Raw genomic sequence first — 24,163 nt, 5'->3', positions numbered from 1 at the left:
CTTTTAATAATTTAAATCAAAATCAATCTTCATGGCCAGTATATTTGGAATTAATTTTGGAAACAAAATTCCTTCAACCGATAAATTTGAAGCTTCAATTAAACAATTAGAACTAGACTTTGAACGCTTTACAGAAATAGAAAAATCGGACTTACTTTTAAGGTATAATGAATTAAAAGATATTGTTAACAGCCCAGAATTTAACTCGAAAGTGAAAAAGTTAAAAAAAGAGCGTTTCAAAGACACTCTAGCTTTTGCAAAGGAGAAAGAATTTAAAGCTTTAAAGCGATCTAGAATAGTTAAGCGATATAATAAGTTTTTAAGTAAAGGCAATAACGAAAAAGCAGAAGAATTAAAATCAACTGCAGAAGTTATTAAGTATTATGAACTAAAAGAATATACTGTATCACAAGAGTTCACTGAAATAAAAGCTCATATGACGGATAAAAACCGTTATAAAAACTCTGAAGAACATAAACTTATAGAAGAGTTTACGAGCCTAGAAAAGAACGATGATTTAAACTGGTTTTTTAAAACTCAGAATAATAATTCATTTGAGGAGCTTAACAAATGGTCGTTGACTTTTGAAGAGCAATTTAGCACTAACACATTAGATAAAAACAAATGGCTTACAGGTTACTTTTGGGGTAAAACTCTACTGAATGATAACTATGTACAGGCCAATGAAAAACAGTTCTTTACCGATAAAAATGTAAGCACTTCAAATAACTGTGCGCAAATCACTACCAAAACTGAGAAATGTACAGGTAAAGTATGGGATACTGCTATTGGATTTAGACCCCAAGAATTTAACCTTACTTCAGGTATTATTAATACTGGCCAAAGTTTTCGTCAACAGTATGGTAAATTTGAAGCTAAAATTAAATTTACCCATAATAAAGATGCTCAGCATATTTTTAGTTTACACTCAGAAACTGTAACACCTCAAATTAACATCTGTAAGTCTGGAAAATCAAGCAACAAATCAATTGTAGGAAACTTTTGGCAACAAAATAATGAAGTTCAAGCTAACGAGAAAACACTAAACGCACCAACCTCAACTAGTAAGTATTTAATTTACTCGCTTGAATGGAGCAAAAATAAGCTAGAGTGGAAAATTAATGGTTCAACAATTCACACAGAAACCAATAACATTCCAACAGATCCAATGTACCTCAGCTTTAGCACTCACTTTTTAGAGGAGCCAAAAAATGGGTTACCACTTTCTTTTGATATCGATTGGGTTAAAACTTATAAATTAAATTAACACATAATAAAAAAGCGGCATAGCCGCTTTTTTTATCTTCAACAATAGCAATTAACTATGCCCTATCAATCCTTGATACAGCGTATACTCCTTTAACATTTTTAATCTTCCTAATTAAAGTATTAAGCACATTGGTATCGTTTACAAATACGGTAACAGACCCTTCAAAACTTCCTTCATTGGAATCAATTGAAATAGAACGCATCTTCATACTCATATCTTTTGTAATAACCTGACTAATGTTGCTTACTATACCAATATCATCAGTTCCGGTAACTTTTAATGTGGCCTGAAAACTAGCCGAAGCCCCATCGGTCCATTGTGCATTTACAATTCTATAACCAAATTTAGTGCGCATCTCAGGAGCATTCGGGCACGACTTCCTGTGAATTTTAATACCACCAATTGCTACTACAAAGCCAAAAATATCATCACCAAATATCGGATTACAACATTTTGCTAATGAGTAATCAACATTTTTCAGATTCTTATCAATCATTAAAACATCTGAAGATTGACTCTCTTCATCCTCTTGAACAACAAAATTAGTCGCACTTTTCAAAGAAGCTATTTCTTCAATTGGCTTTTCACTTTCCTTATCGTCTTTATGAAGGATAAATTCCTTCACAGACATTACATCAATGGCTCCGGTTGAAACATCTCTAAAGAAATCGTTGATACTTTTTGTTTTAAAATGCTTTACCAACTGATGAGTTAACTGATCAGTTAACTCCATTTTCCAGTTTTTCAAGCGTCGTACCAGTGTTTCTTTACCAAATTCTGCTTCCTTATATTCAATTTCTCGAAGTGTTTGCTTCAACTTTGTTTTTGCTCGACTAGTAGCAACAATATTTACCCATTCAGGTCGTGGCACTTGATTATTAGCCGTAATAATCTCAATATGATCTCCGTTAGAAACCTCATGCTTAATGGATACATGTTTACCATTAATTTTAGCTCCAGTACATTTCTTTCCTACTTCTGAATGAATATCAAAGGCAAAATCTAATATTGTAGCTCCTTTGGGTAAACGACGCAAATCTCCTTTAGGAGTAAAAACAAATACCTCCTCATCGTAAAGATTCAATTTAAAATCATCAATAAAATCTACGGCGTTTCTTTCAGGATTTTCAAGGACTTCGCGAATATTACTTAACCATTCGTCCATTCCCTTCTCACCTGAGCCTCCTTTATATTTCCAATGTGCAGCCAGTCCCTTTTCAGCAACCTCGTTCATTCTATTGGTACGAATTTGAACTTCAACCCATTTTTTTTCTGGCCCTAACACCGTGGTATGTAAAGATTCATAACCATTTGATTTTGGTATTGAAAGCCAATCTCTCAAACGAGATGGATTGGGTTGATACTTATCTGTTACAACAGAATACACTTTCCAACAATCGGGCTTTTCAGTATTTCCTTCACTATCCAATATAACTCTAATGGCAAACAAATCGTACACCTTCTCAAAAGGCGTATTTTGTTTCTTCATTTTATTATGAATGGAATGTATGGACTTAGTTCTACCTTTTATATCAAATTTCAATCCCATATCAGTAAGCTCCTTTTTCAAGGGAGCAATAAAATCACCAATATATTTATCTCTAGCGCGCTTAGTTTCATTCAGTTTTTTGGCAATGAAAGAATACATTTCTCTATTGGTAAACTTCATTACCAAATCTTCCATTTCTGATTTTATGGCGTATAAACCTAAACGATGTGCCATTGGGGCATACAAATAACCAACCTCAGCAGCAATTTTATGCTGGCGTTCCTCATCAAGTAAATGCAAAGTTCGCATAACCTGTAATCGGTCGGCTATAATTATAAGAATAACACGTACATCTTGCGCAAATGTGAGTAATAATTTTCTGAAATTATCTGTTTCAATGGATGTATCCTTATCATACAACTCCCTAACCTTAAGCAAACCACTAACTATTGCCTCAACGTTTTCACCAAATATCTCAGATATTTCGTGCTTCTCCATATCGTCGTTTCGCAACAAATCATAAAGTAAAGCACATGTAACTGATGTTCTTCCTAAACCTATTTCAGAACCAACTATTTGGGCTACATCAAGAGAGTGTACTGCCGAAAGAATACCGGTTTTTCTTCGAATTTCTTTTTTTCGAGACAAGGCCATTAACATTGCAGTACGAACCTCTTTTAGATCTTCTTTATTGAAAATATTTTTACTCGATTTAAGAAGACTTCTATATTTATTTATAACTTCTTTACGTTCTATAGCGCTTAGCTCATTTTGAGTCTCCATTAGGATATATATCGTTTATTTATGATTTCAGGTATTTATAAGACCAATATATTAAATGCTAATATTAGTACATCGTTCAAAAATAACCTTCATTCGTCTTTAATCAAAACAAATGTGTCAAAAGCTTTTATGTTTTATTTGATATTACAAGCAATAATTACGATATTAAACATATTACATTATACGTAATATTACTTTATATTTTTATAACAATTAAATAGTTTAAATCATGAAAAATACTGGCTTATTTTTAGGTGGAATTATTGCAGGTGCTGTTTTAGGCGCTGCTGCAGCATTACTTTATGCTCCACAAACAGGAACTGAAACTCGTAAAGACATTAAGGACAAATTAGACGACCTTGAGAAAGAATTAGAAGTAACTAAAGGAAAAATTAAAAGTAAAGGCGGCGAATTAAAAGATGAATTAAAGGAAAAGATGGGCAATTTAGAATCTAAAATTGAACAACTTATCTCACAAGCAAAAAAAGCCCCCGAAGCTTCTGAAACGAGTGCAAACTAATTAATATCGTATGAATATTTTTTGCAGCCTAAATTGATTTTTCTATTTTTCATGAATTATTCAATTTAGGCTTATTTAAAAATACCAAACCAATACATAAGCTAAAACAAATCTTATTTAGATGGATCTAAAAAAAACGATACGTAATGAGGCCAGTGAAATATCTGAAGAGGTGGAATCATATGTTCAAAATAAAATAAACCTCACTAAACTTCAAATAGCGGAAGATATTAGTAGATTATTCTCTTCTACAGCAATAATTGTAGTACTATCCTACTTCAGCTTCTTCACTTTATTGATGTTATCATTGGCAGGAGGTCACTTTTTAAGCAGCTTATTGGGCAGTACTGAGTTAGGTTTTTTAATAATCGCAGCTATCTATGCTTTACTTGCTTTGGTATTCTTTTTAATGAGAAAAAAAGTTGTTCAGAAGCCAATTATCAAGTCTATTACTAGAATGTTCTTCCAAAAACACGATGATTATGAAGCCTAATAATTTTAGAAATATTGAGTCGTTTGAGGATTTTGAAAACGAAAAGGTTCGTTTGTACTATGAACTTAAATTAACAGAGAAGAAATTACTCATTAAAAAGATGGAAATTTCAGAGGCCCTTAGTCCTGCAAATATTCTTACCACCATTTTTACTGAAATATCTAAACCTTTGCTAAGGCAATTTGGAGAGCTTATTAAAAACCTCTTTAGCCGCAATAAGAAATCTAACGAGGACAAAGAACAACCAGAAAAAGAAAGTTAAATCATACAAACTTCAAAGCATAAAAAAAGCGTTATAGAACTAATCTCTTATAACGCTTTTTTATTATAATATCTTTATGCTAAGCCTTAATACGCTTCTGCTTAAAACTAATTTTATTATATACCAACTGACTAATTTTATCATAAGTATTATCACTTGGTAAAACCGGTTCTAAAAACTCTACCATTACCTTTTTAAAAGGTTTCGGAAAATAAGTTCCCCTTGGTAAAGCATCAAAAGCACCTTTTATTGAAACAGGCACAATGGGTACATTAAGTTCTCTACTCAATATCGCAAAGGTCTTTTTAAAATCGCCTAAGTCACCATCTTTCGTTCGGGTTCCTTCAGGAAAAATAATGAGATTTTTCTTCTTTTTAAGTGCCTCACCCATTTTTTGGATGGACTCTTTTAAATCCTTATTCAAATCCATTACAATAATATTATTTCTATTTGCTAGAAATTTAAGCCACCTACTACTCACATGCTTTTCTTTTGCATAGAAGTAAGTGTTTTTAATAATATTACTTTTCAAGAAAGAGGCAACAAACAAGCCATCAAAGTAACTTTGATGATTTGGCGCTATAATACAAGGTTCATTAGGTATATTATTTAAACCCTTTCCCTTTAATCTGAAATATCCTTTAAAAAATACTTTTGACATTTTTACCAAAGCACGACCTGTAAACCATGTTTTTGGTAGCGAGAGATTTACTTTCTCCTTAAGAATCTTAGTCCAGTCAATTTTCTCAACACTCATTTTACTTCTATGCTCATTTATGTAAAATGACAACTCTTTAAGATCCTTAAAGCTAACAAGATCTACCGGCTCTATATTTACACCAAAAGTGGATTGAATAAAAACTTGAAGACTTACTTTATCAAGCGAATCCATTCCTAAATCCATTTCTAGATGATAGTGTGGAAATACTTTTTTGTTTTTCTCCTGCTCTAAATAGTTTGATAATATTTTGTACTCTTTAAGATCAACTTGTTCTGTTACAATAGGCTCTGCTACAAGCTCTGATTCTAACTCATTTAGTTTAAACCTACGCACTTTACCTAACCTAGTACGCGGAAGCTCACCTTCAAAAACCGTAAAGTCCATTATCTTTTTATACGGTGCACATTGCTGGTTATAATTATCAATAACCTCCCATTTTAATTGTTTTTGAAGCTCCTCAACATTATTATTTTTAAATAATAATTCATCCGAAGGAACCAAAATAGCTCGTATTTGATCACCATTTTGATAAACCCCTACTTCCTTAACAAAAGCTGCGTATCGCTCTAACTTAATTTCTATCTCAACAGGATTGATATTTTTACCGTTACTTAATACAATTATTTCCTTCTTTCTACCAGTAATGTGTAAATAACCCTCTTTATCAAAATGCCCAAGGTCGCCAGTATGTAGCCAACCATTTTTCATAACTTCAGCCGTTTCTTCTGGTCGGTTATAATACCCTTGCATTATATTTTTACCACGAGCTGTAACCTCACCATCTTTAATATCAATTTCACACGATGGTAATGGAAAGCCAGGAGAGCCTACTTTAACAAAACCTGGTCGGGTAAAGGTAATCATTGGAGCTGCTTCAGTCATACCATACCCTTCTAAAACCTCGAAACCGAGCGCCTTATAGTCATTTCCAACTTCGGAATCTAATGCTGCACCTCCGCAAACCATATAGCGAATGCTTCCTCCAAATTTATCATGGACTGATTTAAATATAAATCTTGAAAACGAAGGAGAATTCACTTTTTCTGCAATAGAAAATAACAGCTTTGCAACCTTACTTTGATTAATTTTATCCTTTACACCTTTACGTATAGCGCTAAATAATCGTGGTACACCTATTAAAAGTGTAACCTTATTTTCTTTTAAAGTTTTGATAATATCCTCAGAAGCCATACTAGGAGACATCGCTATTGTACCTCCTGAATATAAAGGCATAACCATAGTACCTAAAAGAGGAAAAATGTGATGCAATGGTAGCAACATTAAAATTCGATCTTGAGGTCGAAATATTTTAACATCCTCAGAAACAGCATGAATATTTGCCAAAATATTCTGATATGACAACATAACACCCTTAGGACTACCTGTTGTACCCGATGTATATATAATTACTGATGTAGCATCCAAGCTAGGATCAATAACCGGATAGTCTGTATCTGAATTTTCAACCACCGCTTCATAATCATCAATAATAATTATAGTCGGTTTATACTTCACTTCTTTCAAAGCTTCTTGAAGATCAGCTTTCATCTCTTCAGAAGTAAAAATAACTTCAGGAGTACAATCATTTAATATATAAGCCACTTCACTTGAGGTGCTCATAAAATCAACTGGTACTACCACTGCATTATTAATCCAACCTGCGTAAAAGCTATATATCCATCCTACCCTATTTTCAGAGTATATGGCAATCTTATTTGTGGAATCTGCATTAAATAAATTACTAAAAGCATTTATTTTTTTCCCTAAAAGGTTATATGAAATCTTCCCCTCTTTACCAACAATAGCAGTTCTATCACCTCTATATAAAAACATTATTTCTCCGTATTAATTGGGCAAATATATCAATAATTACTCAGTTGACATCAAATACCAAGCCATATACCTAATAACACCATAGAATGCCAATTTGTTATGAGATTAAATCTTGAAGATATTGTATTATTTTTATTAGAATTGCACTTATTCTTAATGGAGAAGGTTATAAACCTCTTTATTAAGGATAAAATATTATATATTCGGAAATATTACTCATAACATAAAATATTATCTAAGATGAAAAAGGTTTATATATTCGTTGCTGATGGCTTTGAGGAGATAGAGCTTATTACTCCGCTTGACGTTTTAAGAAGGGCTGAATTGGATGTTGTTACTGTTTCTATTAGCGAAAAAAAGGAAGTAACAGGTGCTCATAATGTTACATTTTTAACTGATGCACTATTTAGTGATAGTAAATACTCAGATGCGGAACTCTTACTTTTGCCAGGAGGAATGCCAGGAGCAAAAAACCTAAACGAACATACTGAATTAAAAGAACTTGTTGCTAGTTTTAACAAAAGAGGAAAAACAATTGCTGCTATCTGTGCTGCTCCAATAGTATTAGGTAGTTTAGGAATTTTAAAACGTAAAAACGCAACTTGTTACCCTGGTTTTGAAGCTGAACTTGAAGGTGCAAATATTACAGGAGAGGCTGTTGAAGTTGATAAGAATATTATTACGGCAAAAGGCCCTGGAGCTGCAATGTATTTTTCGTTAGCTATTGTTACAAAACTTTGCGGAGAACAAAAAGCAATTCAATTAGCTAAAGAAATGGTATTGGCAGGAACCTATTAGTTAAAAGCTGCTCTGATACCTAGCATATCAGAACAGCTTAACCAAAACCAAACCTAACTATAGTGATTCATTTATACCTAATAAAGTGAGCTCTCTTACTTCTACTTTTGGTATTTCGTTATTTCTTATTTTATCCGCTACTAAATTACCTACTAACTCAGCATCCTTTCTGCTTTTAAAAGCAATTTTGCCCGGTATTGCAGGTATAATATTCTGGCAGATAAATACTTTGTTATTCACATATACTTCATATCCCCATTTCTCACCTTCGCCAAAAACTTCTAAATTCACATTATCTGCGGCAGCTTTTGGTGTTTGGGGCGAGCACGCTAGTACAAGAGTTAAAACAATAACTGTAATAATATATCTAGTCTGCGCTATCATACTCATCATATGGCTTAAAAATGTATAAATCATTAAACGAATAACTTCCATTACCCCCTGTGGCTATATATCCCTGTCCATTAACCGTAAAGCCAACAGCTCCATTTCTACCAGCTCCTTCAAAGTCCGTTTTTTGAGTCCACCTGTCTGAAGAAGGATTATACTCCCAGGTTTCAACACTATTGCTACTTTGAATACCTGCTGTTAAATATGCCAGTCCGCCCATAACAAAGGTACTGCCCTTATATCTAGCCATAGTATAATCATCGTCAAAAGAATCATCAGTATAATCTGATAACCTATTTAAGGCAGTCCACTCATCACTATCTGCATCGTACTTATAAAAGTCGTCTAAATAACCCCCATTACTAAGACCACTTAAAACGTAACCTTCGTTGTTGATTACAAAGCACATTGCATCCCTACGCGATGTTCCTTTCACACTTGCTTTCTTCTCCCACACGTCCGATTCACTATCATACTGATAAAAATCACGAACAGCAACGTTTCCCGAGTCGTAACCAGTACCTACGTAACCTTTACCATTGGCATAAAAAGCAATGGCACCATAGCGTGCTGTCCCAGCAAAATCGGCTTTCTGAGTCCAAACATTAGCCTCTGGGTCATATTCGTAAAAATCTTGTAACTTATCACTTCCATCATAACCAGTACCACAATATCCTTTTTTATCAGAGGCAAAAGCAATTGCCCCATTACGCGCCACACCGGGGAAGTCAGCTATCTGAGTCCACGAATCTTTATTCGCATCATATACAAAAAAATCATTTAACCGATCCTTATTCTCAATATCGTATCCGGTGCCTATATAAGCATCATCATTAATGGTAAAACAGACTGCTTCTGTTCTCGGAGTTCCTTCAAATGTTGATAACTCTATCCAGTTACCCAGGTAATCTTCATCATCATCGCTACAACTCACAAAAACAAATCCGAATGTTACCAAAACGGCAGTTATAATTAAGGAGTATCTCATCATCTTTTGTTCTTTAAATAGTTAGTTTATGTTTTACTGATGACAAAAATATAGCCCCCTTTACTGTGGCTAACTATAACATAGATATAAAGCCGAGAAACATCGACTAATAGGGAATTTTATTCGTTCTATCTGATTTAAATTTCTCTCTGAAATGACAAAAACAGTCTACCGAAAATACATATCACTGATTATCACCGAACTAAAATTCACACCCTTTTAACCTCGATTTTTAAACAAGTGGTTAGCGACCAAAACAGGCTATTAGTCGAATTTTAACAGGTCATAAGCTACTTTTTAAGAAGCCTAAGCTCAAAAGTAATTTCCTTTGCCTCCATAAAACTTAAGAATATGAATATTAAACTGACTTTATATTGCATTATTATTGCACAATTATGTTTTGCCTGCGGCGATGATGATGTGAGCATGCTTCGATTGGGCGAAGATTTCGTCGACTCAGAATCCGGTATCGTTTTAATAGATACACTTTCAATTAAATTAAGCAACGTACACATCGATTCTATACAAACCTCTAATACAGGTGTAGCATTAGTTGGAGCTTACAACTCCGACGAAACAGGTAAAATCCAAGCTGACGCCATTTTTAGGTTAGGTCTCTGCTCAGAAATCATTACTGATGAGGATGTGTTAGATTCTATAACAATATGCGTTAAACATAACCAATATTACAGAGGTGATACCAGTCAAATTTTATCTTTTAAGATACACGAATTAGAAACTGATTTGGATGATCTAGACGAAAGTATCTTTTATAACACCACTACTTTTTCTGTTGTTGATGAAGCTATTGGAGAGGTCAGTTATTATCCTTCGCCCAATAGTGGCGATGAGTATGAATTTAAACTTAAAAATGAGTTTAGTACACGTTTGTTTAATTTATTTTTAGAGGATGCTGACGAAATTGGGGACGCAACATCCTTTGTTGAATATTTAAAAGGCATCGTATTTAAAAGTGATGAAAACGATGCTATTGTGGGATTTTTGGCAAATGAGGAGAATCTTAAACTAAAAATGTATTACCACAGAGTAGAACACGAGAAACTTGAATTTACGGCTACCTTCCCTATTGAAGTTTCAAACAATCAGTTCAATCATATCCAATCAGATAGGAGCACTAGTTTATTAAAAGACCTAAACACACAGAGAGAGGACATTGGCAGTCTACAGACCAATAACACCGTATTTCTGGAAGGCGGAACAGGAGTAATGACCAAAGTAATGTTTCCTGGATTGTCTCACGTATTTCAGCTTGTTTTATTAAATCAGATTATAAAAGCTGAGCTCATTCTGGAACCTACAAAACAAAGCATTGAAGCTAATGATTACAATTTACCCTTATCCTTATCAGCTTATACTACCAATAACACCAATGCAGCAACCGGTTTTTTAGTAGGAAGTGATGGTATCACAGAATTATCGTTCTCGTTAGTAAAAACTCCCCATGATTATGAAGAATCATACTACTACTCAATAGACATTACTCAATATATTATCAACGAATTATTAAACGGATATTTCGACCCTGACTTTGCTTTATTGGTGAGTTTAAATGGAAGCGACCAAGCATCAACCGTTAAAAACTTAGCAATTGGTGGTGACGAAAATACCGATTTTACACCAAAATTTAAACTATACACCTATTACTACTAAATAGTATTTATGAATAACAGGACAATAAGGGTACTTAAAAACATTGCATATTTTTCAATTCTTTGGGTACAAATAACAATAGCTCAAACCAACTCACTATCACCATATTCATCATTTGGAGTAGGTAGAATAGAAAATTCAGGTTTCGGCAATAATCAAGGTATGGGAGGAGCAGGAATAGCCCTACCTACTACCAACCGAATAAACGCTCTCAATGCTGCTTCATTATCAGGTGTAGATAGCTTAGAAATGTTATTTGATATAGGCCTCGGAATAAACTCAACCACTTACTCCTCTTCTTCAGGAGATGCAAGTGCCGTTTCGGGAGGCTTAAACAACATAGCTTTGGCATTTAAACTTTCTCCTATTATTAATACAAGCATAGGGATATCTCAATTTTCATCAATAGGCTACAATGTTACTTCTAGCACTTATATTGATGGTGGAAATAGCGAGATAAACAAATCTTACGAGGGTAGCGGAGGAATTGATGAAGTGTTTATATCAAACTCAATATCTATATTCAAAAACTTCTCGCTAGGTCTGAAGTTCTCATACTTATTCGGACAAATTAAAAAAACAGAATACTATAACGATAGTGAAATCGGTGGTGAACTTGAATTAAATTATGCCGATAACTTAAAACAAATCTATTTTGAACCCGGATTTCAATATCACATTAATACTACTAAAAATACTTTTAGTATTGGAGGAATATACAGCCCCGAAGTCAATTTTAATTCCTCGCGAAGCGTTACCACATCTAGCACAAGTGGTGCAGGCATAATTGAAGATATTGATGGAGATAACTATGAACTGCCAAGTATGATGGCTGGTGGTGTAGCTTGGGTAAATAAAAGCGGAATTAAATTAGCTATAGATTATAGGTTACAGAAATGGAGTAATATTGAATATACCAGTGTAAAAGTAAGCTATAAAGACAGTCATAAATTTGCCGCTGGACTAGAGTACACAAATACGAAAAGCAAAAGGGCAGCACCATATATTTGGCAACTTGGGGGATATTATGAAGATACTTATTTAAAAGTAAAAGGTAAATCCATTGTTGATAGAGGAATAAACCTAGGTGTGGCTGTGCCTCTTAGAAATAAGGACTCCTACCTCAACCTAAATTTTAATTATGGAAAAAGAGGCACAAATGATAATACCTTAATTACCGAAGATTATTATGGTATGAACCTCAGTTTATCAATTATGGAACAATGGTTTAAAAAGCAGAAATTAAATTAACAACAATCTTCTATGCTGTAATTGATTAGAATTACAGCGTAGAAAATTGATAACGACAATAGAATTTTGCACATAAAATGATTACGCAAATTATAATTACAAACAACATTCCTACTCCTTAATCTGCCTCAAAAAAGCTTCTTTATAGTTATCTCCTATTGGTATCCAATCTTCATTAATAACAACCCTATTTTTAGTAATAGATTTTATATGCTGAATAGATATAATAAACGACCTATGAATTCGAACAAAACCCATTCCATCCAATGTCTCCAACATACTCTTTAATGACTTGTGCGTTACCAAAGGCTGCTTATTTTTTAAATGTATTTTGATATAATCTTTTAATCCTTCAATGTATAAAATATCCTTATAGTTCACCTTCTTCTCTTTGTAATCAGCTTTTACAAACAAATAATCGGGCTTTATTGCTGGCTTAGGGGCAGGCTGCTCTGAAAGCGCAGTTTTATTTTTGATATTGTGATAATCAACCACCTTATTGGTTGCCTTTAAAAAACGATCAAACGGAATTGGCTTCACTAAATAATCAACAGCATTTAAATCAAAGGCTTCAATGGCATATTCTGAGTATGCAGTTGTAAAAATAAACAACGGTCTTGTTTCTATACTTTTAATAAATTCGATACCTGATATATTAGGCATATGAATATCTAAAAAGATTAAATCGATAGAATGATTTCGTAATAAATCTAAAGCCTCAAGAGCAGATGAGCATTTTGCAAGCAAATTAATAAACGGTATTTTGTTTATATACGATTCTAATAAATCCTGAGCCAAGGGCTCATCATCAATTATTAAGCAATTAATTCTCATCAATATCTAGTTTTAATTTTACCATAAAACGTTTTTCATTTTCGGCAATAGTCAATGTATGTCGGTTCTTATATAATAACTCCAAACGCTTATGAATATTACTTAACCCAACACCTGAGTGCGAAGAACTGCGTCTCTCTCCCTTTAAAACACTATTGATAACCAACAAACTTATTTCTGTTTCTTCAACCACAATTTCAATATCGATAGAACAATTGTTAGCATAATCAATTCCATGCTTAAATGCATTTTCTATAAAAGGAAGAAATAATAAGGGCTCTATTTCTTTTTCACCTATTTCTCCCATTACATAAAAATCAATATCAACAGATTTAGCCAGCCTAATTCGCTGCAGATCAATAAAATTTTGAATGTAATTTATCTCATCTTTTAACAAAACAGTTTCCTTATCTGCATCATAAATATTATAACGCATAAGCTCTGATAATTTAAGAATGGTTTGCGGTGCTTTATCAGACTTAAGTTGTGCTAACGAATAGATATTATTGAGGGTATTAAAAAAGAAATGAGGATCGATCTGTGATTTTAAAAAGGACAGTTCTGCACTTATTTTCTCTTTTTTTATTGCCGTTTTTTCCTTCTCCTCGTGCAGCCATTGGCTTGTAATTCTAACGCATGAACCTACAGCTATTAAAATAATAGAAAACACCGTGGAGAACTGAGGCTTACCATGTGGCTTAAAATCATTTATCAACCCCAGCTTTTCCAATGCTTCTTCACCAATATAAGGCGGGTGCCCAAAAAAATCACCTTCAATTTGATTTACGAAATAAACATTTATCGCTAGTAATGCGATTATTGAAATAAAGTATAATACAAACTTCTTCCTAAAAAAAAGATGGGGTATTAATAAGTAGTAATTGGTATAAAAAACCCCAATTATAAAGGAATGTAAAATATAGAATTGAGGTTTTAGAAACAGATTAAAATTTACCTTAAAGAAAAAAAGTAATGGGCTTGAAATAAACAAGGCCCAGAATAAACAGTGTATTATAATTATATAGATATTTACTTTTCTTAAGCCCATTTTTTCGTTTAGATTATAGCTCTGAAATACAATAATACAGATAATAGCTAGGATGAATAATAAAACACGACCAATCAAGAAAATTCATCTACAAAAAGGCTTTAATTATCTACCAATAAAAAGATGTGCATTTAATATTCTATAAAAACCTACCTTTATATACAAATGGATAACAGGTATAAAATGGAAAAATACATAGCTCTGTTAAGAGGTATTAATGTAGGAGGTCATAAAAAGATACTAATGGCCGACCTTAAAACGCTGCTAAGTAGCAACGATCTCATTAATGTTACAAGCTATATACAAAGTGGTAATGTTATTTTTAGTATTCTAGAAGATCTTACGAATTCTGAACTTGAATTAAAAATAGAGACTGTAATTAAAAACCACTATGATTTTGAAGTTCCTACAATAGTAATGCGCCATTCGGAATTAAAAGAAACAATTGATCAATACCCCTATTTGATTCATGAAGATCTTAAAAAGCATTTAATCACCTTCTCGAAAGGTAAAATAGACTCCGCAACAAAAGAAAAACTAGATACTTTCAATTTTAATCCCGATCAATTTCACGTAGCTCCAAAAGCCATTTATCTATTTTGTCATACCGCTTACCACAAATCTAAAATGGGCAATAATTTCTTCGAAAAGCAATTAAAAACAAGTACTACAACGCGTAACTGGCAAACTTGCTTACAACTATTAGAATTAAGTAAAGATTAAAATCCAATAATCGCTACTTGACTTGTAATTTCAATTTGGCTCTTCTATCGTACATTACAATACTTCCTGCTACAGATACATTTAAACTCAAGGGCGTATCAAATTTTACTAAATGATGCGATTTTTCAATGGCTAATTTAGATAAACCGTGATCTTCAGCTCCTAACAAATAAACACATCTGCGCGGATGCACAAAAGTTTCTAACTCAACCGAAGCTTCATCAAGCTCTACCCCAACTAACATGGCACTTTTAGGCAGATGTTTATAAAACTCATCAAAAGTATCGTAATGAAAATAAGGCATGGCTCCAACCGCTTTATGTGTATCGCACGCCTGTTTCGCATACCTATTACCAATGGTAAAAATAAAACTTGCCCCCATATTCTGAGCCGAACGCCATAAAACGCCTAAATTTTCAGGTGTTTTCCCGTTCTGAATTCCAATGCCAAAATACCCTTGTTCTAAATTATCAATCATCAATACTTTATTTTTAGATTTCGCAAAGGTAAAAAAAGAAACAGGGTTTATTATAGCCTCTTTTAACAAAACATAACCTTCTAATTATAATAGCATTGCTCAAAGTTTTATATTTTTGTCGCTCCAAAATTTTGATGATATGCAATATAAAATGTTGGTGTTAGATTTAGATGACACCTTATTAAGAGACGATTATAGTATTTCAGAGCGCAATAAGCAATGTTTAATGAAAGCCCAAGAGCAAGGTGTATTTGTTGTATTGGCTTCAGGACGTCCGACTCAGGCTATGATGCAATATGCCGAAGAATTAGAGTTGGCTAAATACAGTTCATACATCATCTCATACAATGGTGCTATTATTACTGATATAAAAAATGGGCAATCTATTTTTGAACAAACCCTTAACAAGCAAGAAATACACGACCTGTACGATTATAGCAAGAACAATAACTTACATATACTAACATATAAGAACAACGAAATATTAACCGAAACAGAATCGGAATATATTGATGTTGAGAAAAATTTAACAGGGATGCCTATTAATAAGGTGCCAAGTTTTAAAGCTGAAGTGCAAGAACCCGCTGTAAAGTGTATTTTATTAGAAGACCCTATTAAACTAAAGAATATAGAACCTCTTTTAAAAGCTGATAAAACAGATTTGAGTGTGGCTATTTCAAAACCTTTCTTTTTAGAAGTAATGCCCAAAGGCATTGATAAAGCAGCAAGTATTCAACGCTTAGGCGAACGCCTAAATATTAAACAAGAGGAAATTATTGCAGTAGGAAATGCTGGTAATGATTTAACTATGGTTGAATATGCTGGCTTAGGTGTTTGGGTAGATAATGTAACACCCGAATTAAGAGATAAAGGGGATGCGATTGTATCTTCGAACAACGATGATGGTGTTGCTGAGGTTGTTGAGCAATATATTCTGAACTAGTTAAGTTTACGATTTTTATTTTTGAATCATAAAAAAAGCCAACCGAACTAAATCGGTTGGCTAACTTTTCTCAAACTAATACAAACAAACCTTATTTAATCTCAATAACTCTTTTAGGTTTCATTTTTGCTTCTTCTTTTTTTGGAAGTAAAACTGATAAAACTCCATTTAAATATTCTGCCTCAATGCTTGAATCATCTACCTTTTGTTTGGCAACTTTAAAGCTCTTTTTAAAGCTAGAATAATTAAATTCTCTTAAGGTCTGCTTTCTTCCTTCTTGAGTATTCTCTTCAACAGAAGCCGAAATACTAAGCAATCCATTATTAAACTCAATACTGAAATCTTCCTTTTTAAGACCAGGAGCGGCTAACTCAATACTATAAGAATTTTCATCCTCATAAATATTAGCAGCTGGTACGCTTTTATTTCCTGAATACATACCTTGTGGAGTCATAAAAAAATCTCCACCCATAAATTCATTTAACTTTGAATCTAGTCCTCTTTGTTTTCTTGTAATTAGTGTCATCTCTAAAATCTCCTATTATTTAATTTTTACTTATTTGAATATGTTGTTGCTTCATTTATTTCAATTGCCGTACCAACATCATATTTATGTAAAATTGACATATCTAGACACAATACATATGACACAATGACCTGTAAAATCCATTTCGCAAGTCATTATGTCACATCCAAACAAATTACACGAATTTATTATTTAAGATATTCGTAACAGAGGGGTAACGTTGAGGCAGTATTAATACTACATCTTTGCTTGCGAAGAAAAAAGACTCATTAGTTAAAAAACTATATACGATATCAATAATTTTTTTCCTCCCAACAATTCCTGTGTGTATCGGAGGTCTCGGCATTTCATGCCCGACCTCCGTTTTCACTTACACTCGCATAACAAATACCATTAACAATAAAACATAAAGCATCCTAGCTCAAAATCCCATTAGAGATATAGTTGATCCGAAGTAATATTTATTAGTTTTGTTGGCAATATTAAAACAACATTACCATTTGTATGATTAAAGTATGTGCCTTAGCTTCGGGTAGTAACGGAAATTGTTATTATATAGAATCTGGCGATGAAGCCATAATAATTGATGCCGGGATTAGCAGGAGACAAATAGTTGAGCGAATGAAAAAAAAAGGACTCAGCCCAACAAAGCTTAAAGCCTTATTTATTTCTCACGAGCATTCTGATCATTACAGAGGTGCTAAAATGGTACATTCAAAATTAAACATTCCAGTATACCTCACGCGTAAAACTGTTGAGCGCGGCTTTTTTACGATGCGCCCTAATACAGTAGAAATATTTGAAGCTGGAAAAACCGTAGAGATAGGATCATTTAAAATACATAGTTTTCTAAAACAACACGATGCTATTGAGCCTTGCAGCTTTAGAGTAGAAGTTGCCAATAAAAACATTGGCGTTTTTACAGATATAGGAGAAGCTTGCAACAATGTAAAACAACATACTGCCTTATGCGATTGCATTTTCTTAGAATCTAACTACGATGAACAAATGCTTATAAAAGGCAAATATCCTCCTCATTTAAAAAGTCGTGTTTCTGGATCAAACGGGCACTTATCAAATGACCAAGCTGCTGATTTGATCGACCAGCATGCTTCTGATAAACTCAAATATATTCTACTATCTCATATTTCAGAAGATAATAATAGAGGAGATATCGCATTAAAGGCTTTCGACCGATTTTCAAGTAAGCACAACGTTAAACTTACCTCAAGGTACGATGCCAGCGAGATTATCGAATTATAAACACACTAAGCACTTATATATTAGCACAAATAAACAAGCATACTAATGAGAATTTTAAAAGACAAAACACAAGCTATCGCTGTTGATATTCAAGAAAGATTGTTCCCTCATATACATGAAAACAATGTACTTCAGAAAAATACTGAAATATTAATTGATGGGCTCATAGCACTTGGTGTACCCATTAAAGTTACCGAACAATATAAAAAAGGCTTAGGCAATACCATTGAATCGTTAGCAACACGCCTAGCCAATTGTGATAGTTATGAAAAAACAGCTTTTAGTTGTTATGATGACGCTCCTTTTAAAGCTGACTTTAATAAAGAAGCTCCTTTTGTAATTCTATTCGGAATTGAAGCGCATATTTGCCTCCTACAAACTGCGATTGACCTAAAAGAAAATGGCTTTCAGCCAATTATTATAGAAGACTGCATAGGCTCGCGTAATCCCGACAATAAAAGAATTGCAATTAACAGAATGCTTCAAGAAGGTATTATTGTATCAAGCACCGAATCGATTCTTTTTGAATTGTGCCGTGCTGCCGGAAGTGATACTTTCAAAACAATATCAAAACTAATTAAATAAAAACCATGCGTGTATTTGGGCTAGGCGAAACAGTTTATGATATTATTTTTAAAGACGGAACTCCACAAGCTGCAAAGCCTGGAGGCTCTGTTTTAAATAGTATGATCTCCTTAGCTCGCATGGGCGTAGAAACATATTTTATATCAGAATTAGGAAATGATAATATCTCAGAAATTATCATTTCCTTTTTAAATAAAAATGGCGTTTCTACTCAATATATTCAACAGCATAACAATGGCCAATCTGCAGTAGCCATGGCATTTTTAAATGAGAATAATGATGCTAGCTATGAGTTTTACAAAAATTATCCTAAAACTAGATTAGATATTGAATTGCCTGACTTCAGAGAGGGTGATATTTTACTTTATGGGTCTTCATATGCCATAGATAAAAACATACGAAAACAAGTTAAAAGTATTATAAACAGGGCCAAAAGTGCAGGGGCAACTATTATGTACGATCCCAACTACCGACAAAAAGATGGTGCCAATGACTCAGAAAGAATTCTGTTTGTAAAAGAAAACTTATTATCGGCAGATATAATTAGGGGAAGCAACGAAGACTTTCTAAATATCCTCAATGCCAGAGATATTATAGAGTCTCACCAAAATACCAATCCTAATTGCCACTTATTTATTTATACTAAAAATGCTTTAGGTATTGATGCTATTTTCAATGACAATAGCAAAAGCTACTTAAGCGATAAAATAACCCCAATAAGTACAATTGGTGCTGGCGATAACTTTAATGCAGGTATTATTTATAGCATCATTCAACTTGGACTCCTAAAGAACAATATATCAACTATAAACGATAAGCAAGTAGATTACATCATCAGCAATGCCAAACAATTTTCTTCTGCGGTTTGCATGAGTATGGACAATTATATTCCGATAGGATTTACCCTAAAATAAATTGACTTTTAAACTTGGTGAGCCACTCTGAATAATCTGAGTAAGACCCTAACTTGCGAAGCTTACGATACAGACGCTTTCCCTCAACTGTATCCGCTAAAGGATATTCCCAAAACACTTTCAGTAAGTTTAGTTTTTTCACATCATCTAAACTTTTAATGACATCGCTAAAACTTTTATGAAACTCCATCATCTTCAAATAAAAATCCAACGTTCCATATTCTACTCCTTGCAATAAGAAAGGATTTCTTAAAAGTCCTCTTCCTATCATCCAACCATTTACCCAAGCATGTTCTGATGATTTATTCTCAACATCGGTGTTTGATAATAGGTCACCATTTCCGATAACGGGAAAATTAAATTGATCTTTGAACTCCTCAAATGTATCCCAATCAGGCGTGCCCGAATACTTTTGAAACCCCAAACGAGGATGGATAATAAGCTCACTTATTGGATATTTATTAAGCGTTTCTAATATTTTATTAAACTCAGATGCATCTATTTTTCCCAAGCGTAATTTAACAGATAGTTTAATATCAAAACCTTCTTTAAAGTAGCCAGAAAGCATTTCATCAACCAAATCAGGATGAGGTAAAATACCACTTCCTAGGCACTTATTCACCACCATCGGAAATGGACAACCCATATTTAAATTAACTTCGTCAAAATTTCTGGTAATCATACACTTGGCAAAACTATTCAAATCTTTGGCTGTATTACATAACACTTGAGGAACAATGCGCACACCTTCCTCTGCTAACAACTCTTTTTCAACACTATAAGTCCCATCCTTGGCAACACGATAAAACGGTGTGAAATATTTATCCACACCTCCAATATGACTACTAAAAGCTTTTATGTAAAATAAATTGGTATAAGACTGTAAAGGAGCTAGATAAATCATAGTATTTTTTTATTTTTGACACTTCAAAATTAGCATTAAATTATAGTTAAAATATGGGTGTTCAAAAAGATCCCTTGGGAACCGCTTGCCTTGATTACATTTCAGGAACAAAAAATGCAGAAATAATTGTACAATCAAATATTACTGAGGACGATATTTTACCTGTTGAATATTTATTTCGACCATTCAACCAAATGCCTGATATTGAAAAGAAAGCACTGACTATTAGCAAGGGGAAGATTCTTGATGTTGGAGCTGGAGCAGGAAGCCATGCACTATATTTACAGCAAATAAACAAAGACGTTACTGCCAATGAAATAAGTGAGAATGCATGCAGAGTAATGCAACAACGAGGTATTAAAAATATTATTCATAACGATTTTTTTCAGCTACCAACAGATACTAAATACGATACCATACTAATGCTAATGAATGGAATTGGTATAGCAGGAGATATTGATGGCTTAAAAATATTTTTTGACAAATGCAAAGAGCTACTATCTCCCATAGGATCAGTAATAATAGACAGTAGCGACCTACGTTATCTATTTGAAGATGATGATGGGAGTATGCTTATCAATCTTAATGATAACTATTATGGAGAAGTTGCGTACAAGATGAAATATAAGAATACTGAAGGTGAATCTTTTAAGTGGCTTTTTATTGATGATGAATCATTAAAATTTCATGCAAAGCAGAATGGGTTTGCAATTGAGAAGATTGCAGACGGCCCTCATTACGATTATCTAGCCAAACTCACCTTATTATAATATAAAAACTAAACCTACTAATAAAAACACAAATTCAACCATTGGTTATATGAAGACTAAGACGTATTTAAAGATTCTAGTTGCCTTATTAATATTATTTATTAGTGAAAGTGCTGGGGGGCAAGTATACAATCCTGCCATAGGAGCTACTGATGTAACTATAAACCCCATCTTAACAATATCTTTTAATGATGTTGATGATATTGTATTAGAGAGAGACCGAAGAGGAAATTTTGAATTCACCATAGAATCTGACGAAGATTTTCATGTCATTAGTTTAGATGATCCCGAAATGCAATTTGAAGATAACCTACTAACAATTGACTTATCAACATTCAGTCTTAAAAACAATAAATTATACTCAGTTTATCACAGCACTGGATATATATTAATAAATGATGTTGATTTTGATGAAATTTGGGACGATAATTATTGGATATTTACAACCGAAGCTTCACTACCACCACCTTCAATCATCTCATATAACCCAATACCAAATACAACTGGAGTTCTAATAAACCAAAGTCTTGAAATTGAATTCAATGAAGAAATCAAAAAAGGGACTTCAGGATCAATCCACATTAGATATACTAGCGACGATAGTGATTTTACTACTTTTACAACTAGTAATAATGCTGTACAGGTTTCTGGAAATACGGTAACTATAAACCCGCCCAACTTCGAATACAATACCGATTACTATGTGGTGATAGAAAACGGATATATACTAAATACAAATGATGTAGCTTTTGGTGGTATTTCCGATCCAAGTGATTGGAATTTTACTACGGAGACTTTAATGCCTACAGCCACATTCAGTCCTGAAGATAAATCGGATGGGATTAGCGTATATAGCATTGTAAGCATAATTTACAGTGAAGGAGTGCAAAAAACCGATGGTACTGATTTAACTGATGCTGATTTAGGTTCACTAATCACTTTACAGAACGAAGGTATCGATATTCCATATACAGCTGTAGTCAGTAACGACAAAACAACTATTACAATAACTCCAACCAGCACATTACCTCAATATGAAAAAATAACAACCACAATTGCTCCCTTAAAGGGTATTACAGGTGGTGGTGAAACAGCTTGGCTTAGTTCTTATTTTACCACAGATGGCCTTGTTACATGGAATGGATCGGTTTCAAGCGATATTTCAGATGACGATAATTGGACAGGAACATTTGCAGAGGGGATTAGTGTACATATTCCGCTTACTACGAACAATCCCGAAGTTAGTAGCGGTAGCCATTATGTTAGAAACTTAAAAATAGATGCAGGTGCGGCACTTACAGTAACAAGCGGAGCTAGCATTACTGTAGCAAAAGAATTAACACTTGGTTCATCAATCGATGAAAATATCGGAAATGCTAACTTATTGTTAAACGGAACGCTAACAACTACTGATGCTAATGTAGATATACAACAGCTAATTGCTAGAGAACTTGAAGGGCTTTACATATCACCTCCTATTACAGGTGCCACAATGAATAACTCAAATATAACCAACAGCGTATACCGAAGAAATGCATATTCAGGTGGAACATGGGAATTGCTAGGAAGTAACGAAGCTATGACTCCTGGAGAAGGTTATATTGCTTACGGATCCGCTAATGAAGTCATTAGTTTTAACGGTACAATAAATAATTCTGAAGTTGGTCCTCTTGATACCTATAGAACAAGCTCTCCAAATAATTATGGATGGAACTTACTGGGTAACCCATTTCCTTGTGGTATTGATTGGGATTTTGTTGAATTATCAAGTGAAATGAATCCACATGTTTATATATTAGACAATTTAACTGGTATTTTCGCTGTATACACTCCTGCTGATGACCTAGGAGGGGATCCTTTATATGTTAACACAATAGGATCGAAGCCAAGTTATATACCGTCATGTCACGCATTCTGGGTACAAGTTAACCAATCTGAAACACAAGGCACAGTAACCATTCCTCTAAATTCACGAGTTATAAGTAACAACTCTTATCTAAAATCAACAACTGCAAGTAACGGAACTACAGAACAAATTCGCTTTAAAGGGATAAATAGTAATAATATTGCAGATGATTATTTGATTGCTTTTAAGGAGTCTGCAGATAATAACAACTATACGCATCATGCCGAAAGACGCTTCTCTAGTAATGCGGAGATATTGCAATTATATACAGTCGCAGAAGATAAAAACTTTGTTATTGATGTTTATTCAGGTTACAACGAAGGACAAACAATAAATGTTGGTTACAAAATAGGCAAAGAGGGTACCTATAAAATTCAACTTAATGAACTTAAAAATATCGAAGGTGAAATTGATATTACACTAACCGATAAGGTAAGTGAACAAGAAATAACCCTGACTCAAGGGTCTGAATATGAATTCTACACAAAGAATGGAACTTTTAATGAAAGATTTGAAATTGAGATAAAACCATCTACTTCTACTGATAATAAAGAAATAAAAGACGACAATAAACCTTTGATTTACTCGTTAAACAACAGTGTATATATTAATACACCTTCGCTAATAAACCCAAGCTGCATTATTTATGATATATCAGGACGTCAAATCCATGCGCAACAACTAAACTCTGATACTATGAATAACTTTATTGTTGATTATTACGGTATAGTTATTGTTAGGGTCACGTCAGAAAAAAATAGCTTTTCACAAAAGATATATCTAAAAAAATAATATATTTG

Annotated in this window: 23 protein-coding genes; 14 read left to right on the top strand and 9 right to left on the bottom strand. The window is 33.4% G+C overall.

Annotated features, from left to right (window positions below; translation table 11 throughout):
* Positions 1-31 precede the first annotated feature (31 nt).
* Complete coding sequence (locus tag A8B35_RS11040) at positions 32-1,267, top strand: glycoside hydrolase family 16 protein (protein ID WP_068472866.1); 1,236 nt, start codon at positions 32-34, stop codon at positions 1,265-1,267.
* 55 nt (positions 1,268-1,322) lie between these two features.
* Here the strand turns inward: A8B35_RS11040 and A8B35_RS11035 are convergent, their stop codons facing one another.
* Entirely contained in the window at positions 1,323-3,542 is a 2,220-nt protein-coding gene (locus A8B35_RS11035) for a RelA/SpoT family protein (protein WP_068472864.1), read from the bottom strand.
* Positions 3,543-3,771: 229 nt separating this feature from the next.
* On the opposite strand from A8B35_RS11035, the gene A8B35_RS11030 reads away from it, so the two are divergent.
* The 3 genes from A8B35_RS11030 (at position 3,772) to A8B35_RS11020 (ending at position 4,817) form a co-directional block, all read left to right on the top strand.
* Positions 3,772-4,062: a YtxH domain-containing protein gene (locus A8B35_RS11030; protein ID WP_068472862.1), complete on the top strand. Its 291-nt coding sequence runs from the start codon at positions 3,772-3,774 to the stop codon at positions 4,060-4,062.
* 121 nt (positions 4,063-4,183) lie between these two features.
* The gene (locus tag A8B35_RS11025; protein ID WP_068472860.1) at positions 4,184-4,555 is read left to right on the top strand and encodes a phage holin family protein; all 372 of its coding nucleotides are present in this window, start codon (positions 4,184-4,186) and stop codon (positions 4,553-4,555) included.
* Positions 4,545-4,817, top strand: a complete 273-nt coding sequence (locus A8B35_RS11020) for a hypothetical protein (protein ID WP_075602906.1) — start codon at positions 4,545-4,547, stop codon at positions 4,815-4,817. The genes A8B35_RS11025 and A8B35_RS11020 overlap by 11 nt, the downstream gene beginning before the upstream one ends.
* 79 nt (positions 4,818-4,896) lie before the next feature.
* Here the strand turns inward: A8B35_RS11020 and A8B35_RS11015 are convergent, their stop codons facing one another.
* On the bottom strand, positions 4,897-7,371 hold the full coding sequence (locus tag A8B35_RS11015; RefSeq protein WP_068472857.1) for an AMP-binding protein: 2,475 nt from the start codon (positions 7,369-7,371) through the stop codon (positions 4,897-4,899).
* Positions 7,372-7,611: 240 nt separating this feature from the next.
* Between A8B35_RS11015 and A8B35_RS11010 the strand changes: the two genes are divergently transcribed.
* Positions 7,612-8,169 carry a DJ-1 family glyoxalase III gene (locus tag A8B35_RS11010; protein WP_068472855.1) on the top strand — a complete coding sequence of 186 codons (558 nt, stop codon included), beginning with the start codon at positions 7,612-7,614 and terminating at the stop codon, positions 8,167-8,169.
* A 57-nt stretch (positions 8,170-8,226) separates the two neighbouring features.
* On the opposite strand, the gene A8B35_RS11005 is transcribed toward A8B35_RS11010, so the two are convergent.
* Together A8B35_RS11005 and A8B35_RS11000 are read right to left on the bottom strand one after the other, a co-directional pair.
* Complete coding sequence (locus A8B35_RS11005) at positions 8,227-8,553, bottom strand: DUF4907 domain-containing protein (protein WP_068472850.1); 327 nt, start codon at positions 8,551-8,553, stop codon at positions 8,227-8,229.
* A complete protein-coding gene (locus A8B35_RS11000) occupies positions 8,537-9,550 on the bottom strand; it encodes a Kelch repeat-containing protein (RefSeq protein ID WP_083634417.1) in 1,014 nt (337 codons plus the stop codon). Before A8B35_RS11000 ends, A8B35_RS11005 begins: the two co-directional genes overlap by 17 nt.
* Positions 9,551-9,898: 348 nt before the next feature.
* On the opposite strand from A8B35_RS11000, the gene A8B35_RS10995 reads away from it, so the two are divergent.
* Positions 9,899-11,218 (top strand): DUF4270 family protein, encoded by a 1,320-nt coding sequence (locus A8B35_RS10995; protein ID WP_068472848.1) that lies wholly within the window; start codon positions 9,899-9,901, stop codon positions 11,216-11,218.
* Between the two features lie 9 nt (positions 11,219-11,227).
* On the top strand, positions 11,228-12,469 hold the full coding sequence (locus A8B35_RS10990) for a hypothetical protein (RefSeq protein ID WP_068472845.1): 1,242 nt from the start codon (positions 11,228-11,230) through the stop codon (positions 12,467-12,469).
* Positions 12,470-12,580: 111 nt separating this feature from the next.
* On the opposite strand, the gene A8B35_RS10985 is transcribed toward A8B35_RS10990, so the two are convergent.
* Both A8B35_RS10985 and A8B35_RS10980 read right to left on the bottom strand, forming a co-directional pair.
* Positions 12,581-13,303, bottom strand: a complete 723-nt coding sequence (locus tag A8B35_RS10985) for a LytR/AlgR family response regulator transcription factor (RefSeq protein ID WP_068472844.1) — start codon at positions 13,301-13,303, stop codon at positions 12,581-12,583.
* Positions 13,293-14,018 (bottom strand): sensor histidine kinase, encoded by a 726-nt coding sequence (locus A8B35_RS10980; RefSeq protein WP_171973191.1) that lies wholly within the window; start codon positions 14,016-14,018, stop codon positions 13,293-13,295. Before A8B35_RS10980 ends, A8B35_RS10985 begins: the two co-directional genes overlap by 11 nt.
* A 516-nt stretch (positions 14,019-14,534) precedes the next feature.
* Between A8B35_RS10980 and A8B35_RS10975 the strand changes: the two genes are divergently transcribed.
* Positions 14,535-15,074, top strand: a complete 540-nt coding sequence (locus A8B35_RS10975) for a DUF1697 domain-containing protein (RefSeq protein ID WP_068472841.1) — start codon at positions 14,535-14,537, stop codon at positions 15,072-15,074.
* Positions 15,075-15,087: 13 nt separating this feature from the next.
* Here the strand turns inward: A8B35_RS10975 and A8B35_RS10970 are convergent, their stop codons facing one another.
* Positions 15,088-15,552, bottom strand: a complete 465-nt coding sequence (locus tag A8B35_RS10970; protein ID WP_068472839.1) for an RNA methyltransferase — start codon at positions 15,550-15,552, stop codon at positions 15,088-15,090.
* 139 nt (positions 15,553-15,691) lie between these two features.
* On the opposite strand from A8B35_RS10970, the gene A8B35_RS10965 reads away from it, so the two are divergent.
* Complete coding sequence (locus A8B35_RS10965; protein WP_068472837.1) at positions 15,692-16,495, top strand: Cof-type HAD-IIB family hydrolase; 804 nt, start codon at positions 15,692-15,694, stop codon at positions 16,493-16,495.
* A gap of 91 nt (positions 16,496-16,586) precedes the next feature.
* On the opposite strand, the gene A8B35_RS10960 is transcribed toward A8B35_RS10965, so the two are convergent.
* Positions 16,587-17,021: an Hsp20/alpha crystallin family protein gene (locus A8B35_RS10960; RefSeq protein WP_068472835.1), complete on the bottom strand. Its 435-nt coding sequence runs from the start codon at positions 17,019-17,021 to the stop codon at positions 16,587-16,589.
* 504 nt (positions 17,022-17,525) lie between these two features.
* Between A8B35_RS10960 and A8B35_RS10955 the strand changes: the two genes are divergently transcribed.
* From A8B35_RS10955 to A8B35_RS10945, 3 genes are read left to right on the top strand one after another with little or no spacing between them, the layout of a single operon-like run.
* A complete protein-coding gene (locus A8B35_RS10955) occupies positions 17,526-18,284 on the top strand; it encodes an MBL fold metallo-hydrolase (RefSeq protein WP_068472833.1) in 759 nt (252 codons plus the stop codon).
* Positions 18,285-18,329: 45 nt separating this feature from the next.
* On the top strand, positions 18,330-18,869 hold the full coding sequence (locus A8B35_RS10950) for an isochorismatase family protein (protein ID WP_068472832.1): 540 nt from the start codon (positions 18,330-18,332) through the stop codon (positions 18,867-18,869).
* A gap of 5 nt (positions 18,870-18,874) precedes the next feature.
* Positions 18,875-19,783, top strand: a complete 909-nt coding sequence (locus tag A8B35_RS10945; protein ID WP_068472830.1) for a PfkB family carbohydrate kinase — start codon at positions 18,875-18,877, stop codon at positions 19,781-19,783.
* On the opposite strand, the gene A8B35_RS10940 is transcribed toward A8B35_RS10945, so the two are convergent.
* Positions 19,770-20,687, bottom strand: coding sequence for a tRNA-dihydrouridine synthase family protein (locus tag A8B35_RS10940; RefSeq protein WP_068472829.1), 918 nt, complete (start codon positions 20,685-20,687; stop codon positions 19,770-19,772). The two genes, A8B35_RS10945 and A8B35_RS10940, sit on opposite strands and share 14 nt — an antisense overlap.
* Positions 20,688-20,740: 53 nt before the next feature.
* Here A8B35_RS10940 and A8B35_RS10935 point away from each other — a divergent pair, with 53 nt between their 5' ends.
* Complete coding sequence (locus A8B35_RS10935) at positions 20,741-21,457, top strand: class I SAM-dependent methyltransferase (RefSeq protein ID WP_068472828.1); 717 nt, start codon at positions 20,741-20,743, stop codon at positions 21,455-21,457.
* A 49-nt stretch (positions 21,458-21,506) separates the two neighbouring features.
* Positions 21,507-24,155: an Ig-like domain-containing protein gene (locus A8B35_RS10930; protein WP_068472826.1), complete on the top strand. Its 2,649-nt coding sequence runs from the start codon at positions 21,507-21,509 to the stop codon at positions 24,153-24,155.
* The last annotated feature ends 8 nt before the right edge of the window (positions 24,156-24,163 follow it).

Source organism: Saccharicrinis aurantiacus (assembly GCF_001660705.2).
Taxonomy (GTDB): Bacteria; Bacteroidota; Bacteroidia; order Bacteroidales; family Marinilabiliaceae; genus Saccharicrinis; species Saccharicrinis aurantiacus.
Note: the sequence above shows the minus strand (reverse complement) of the source record. Positions and strands in the feature narration are given on the sequence as shown.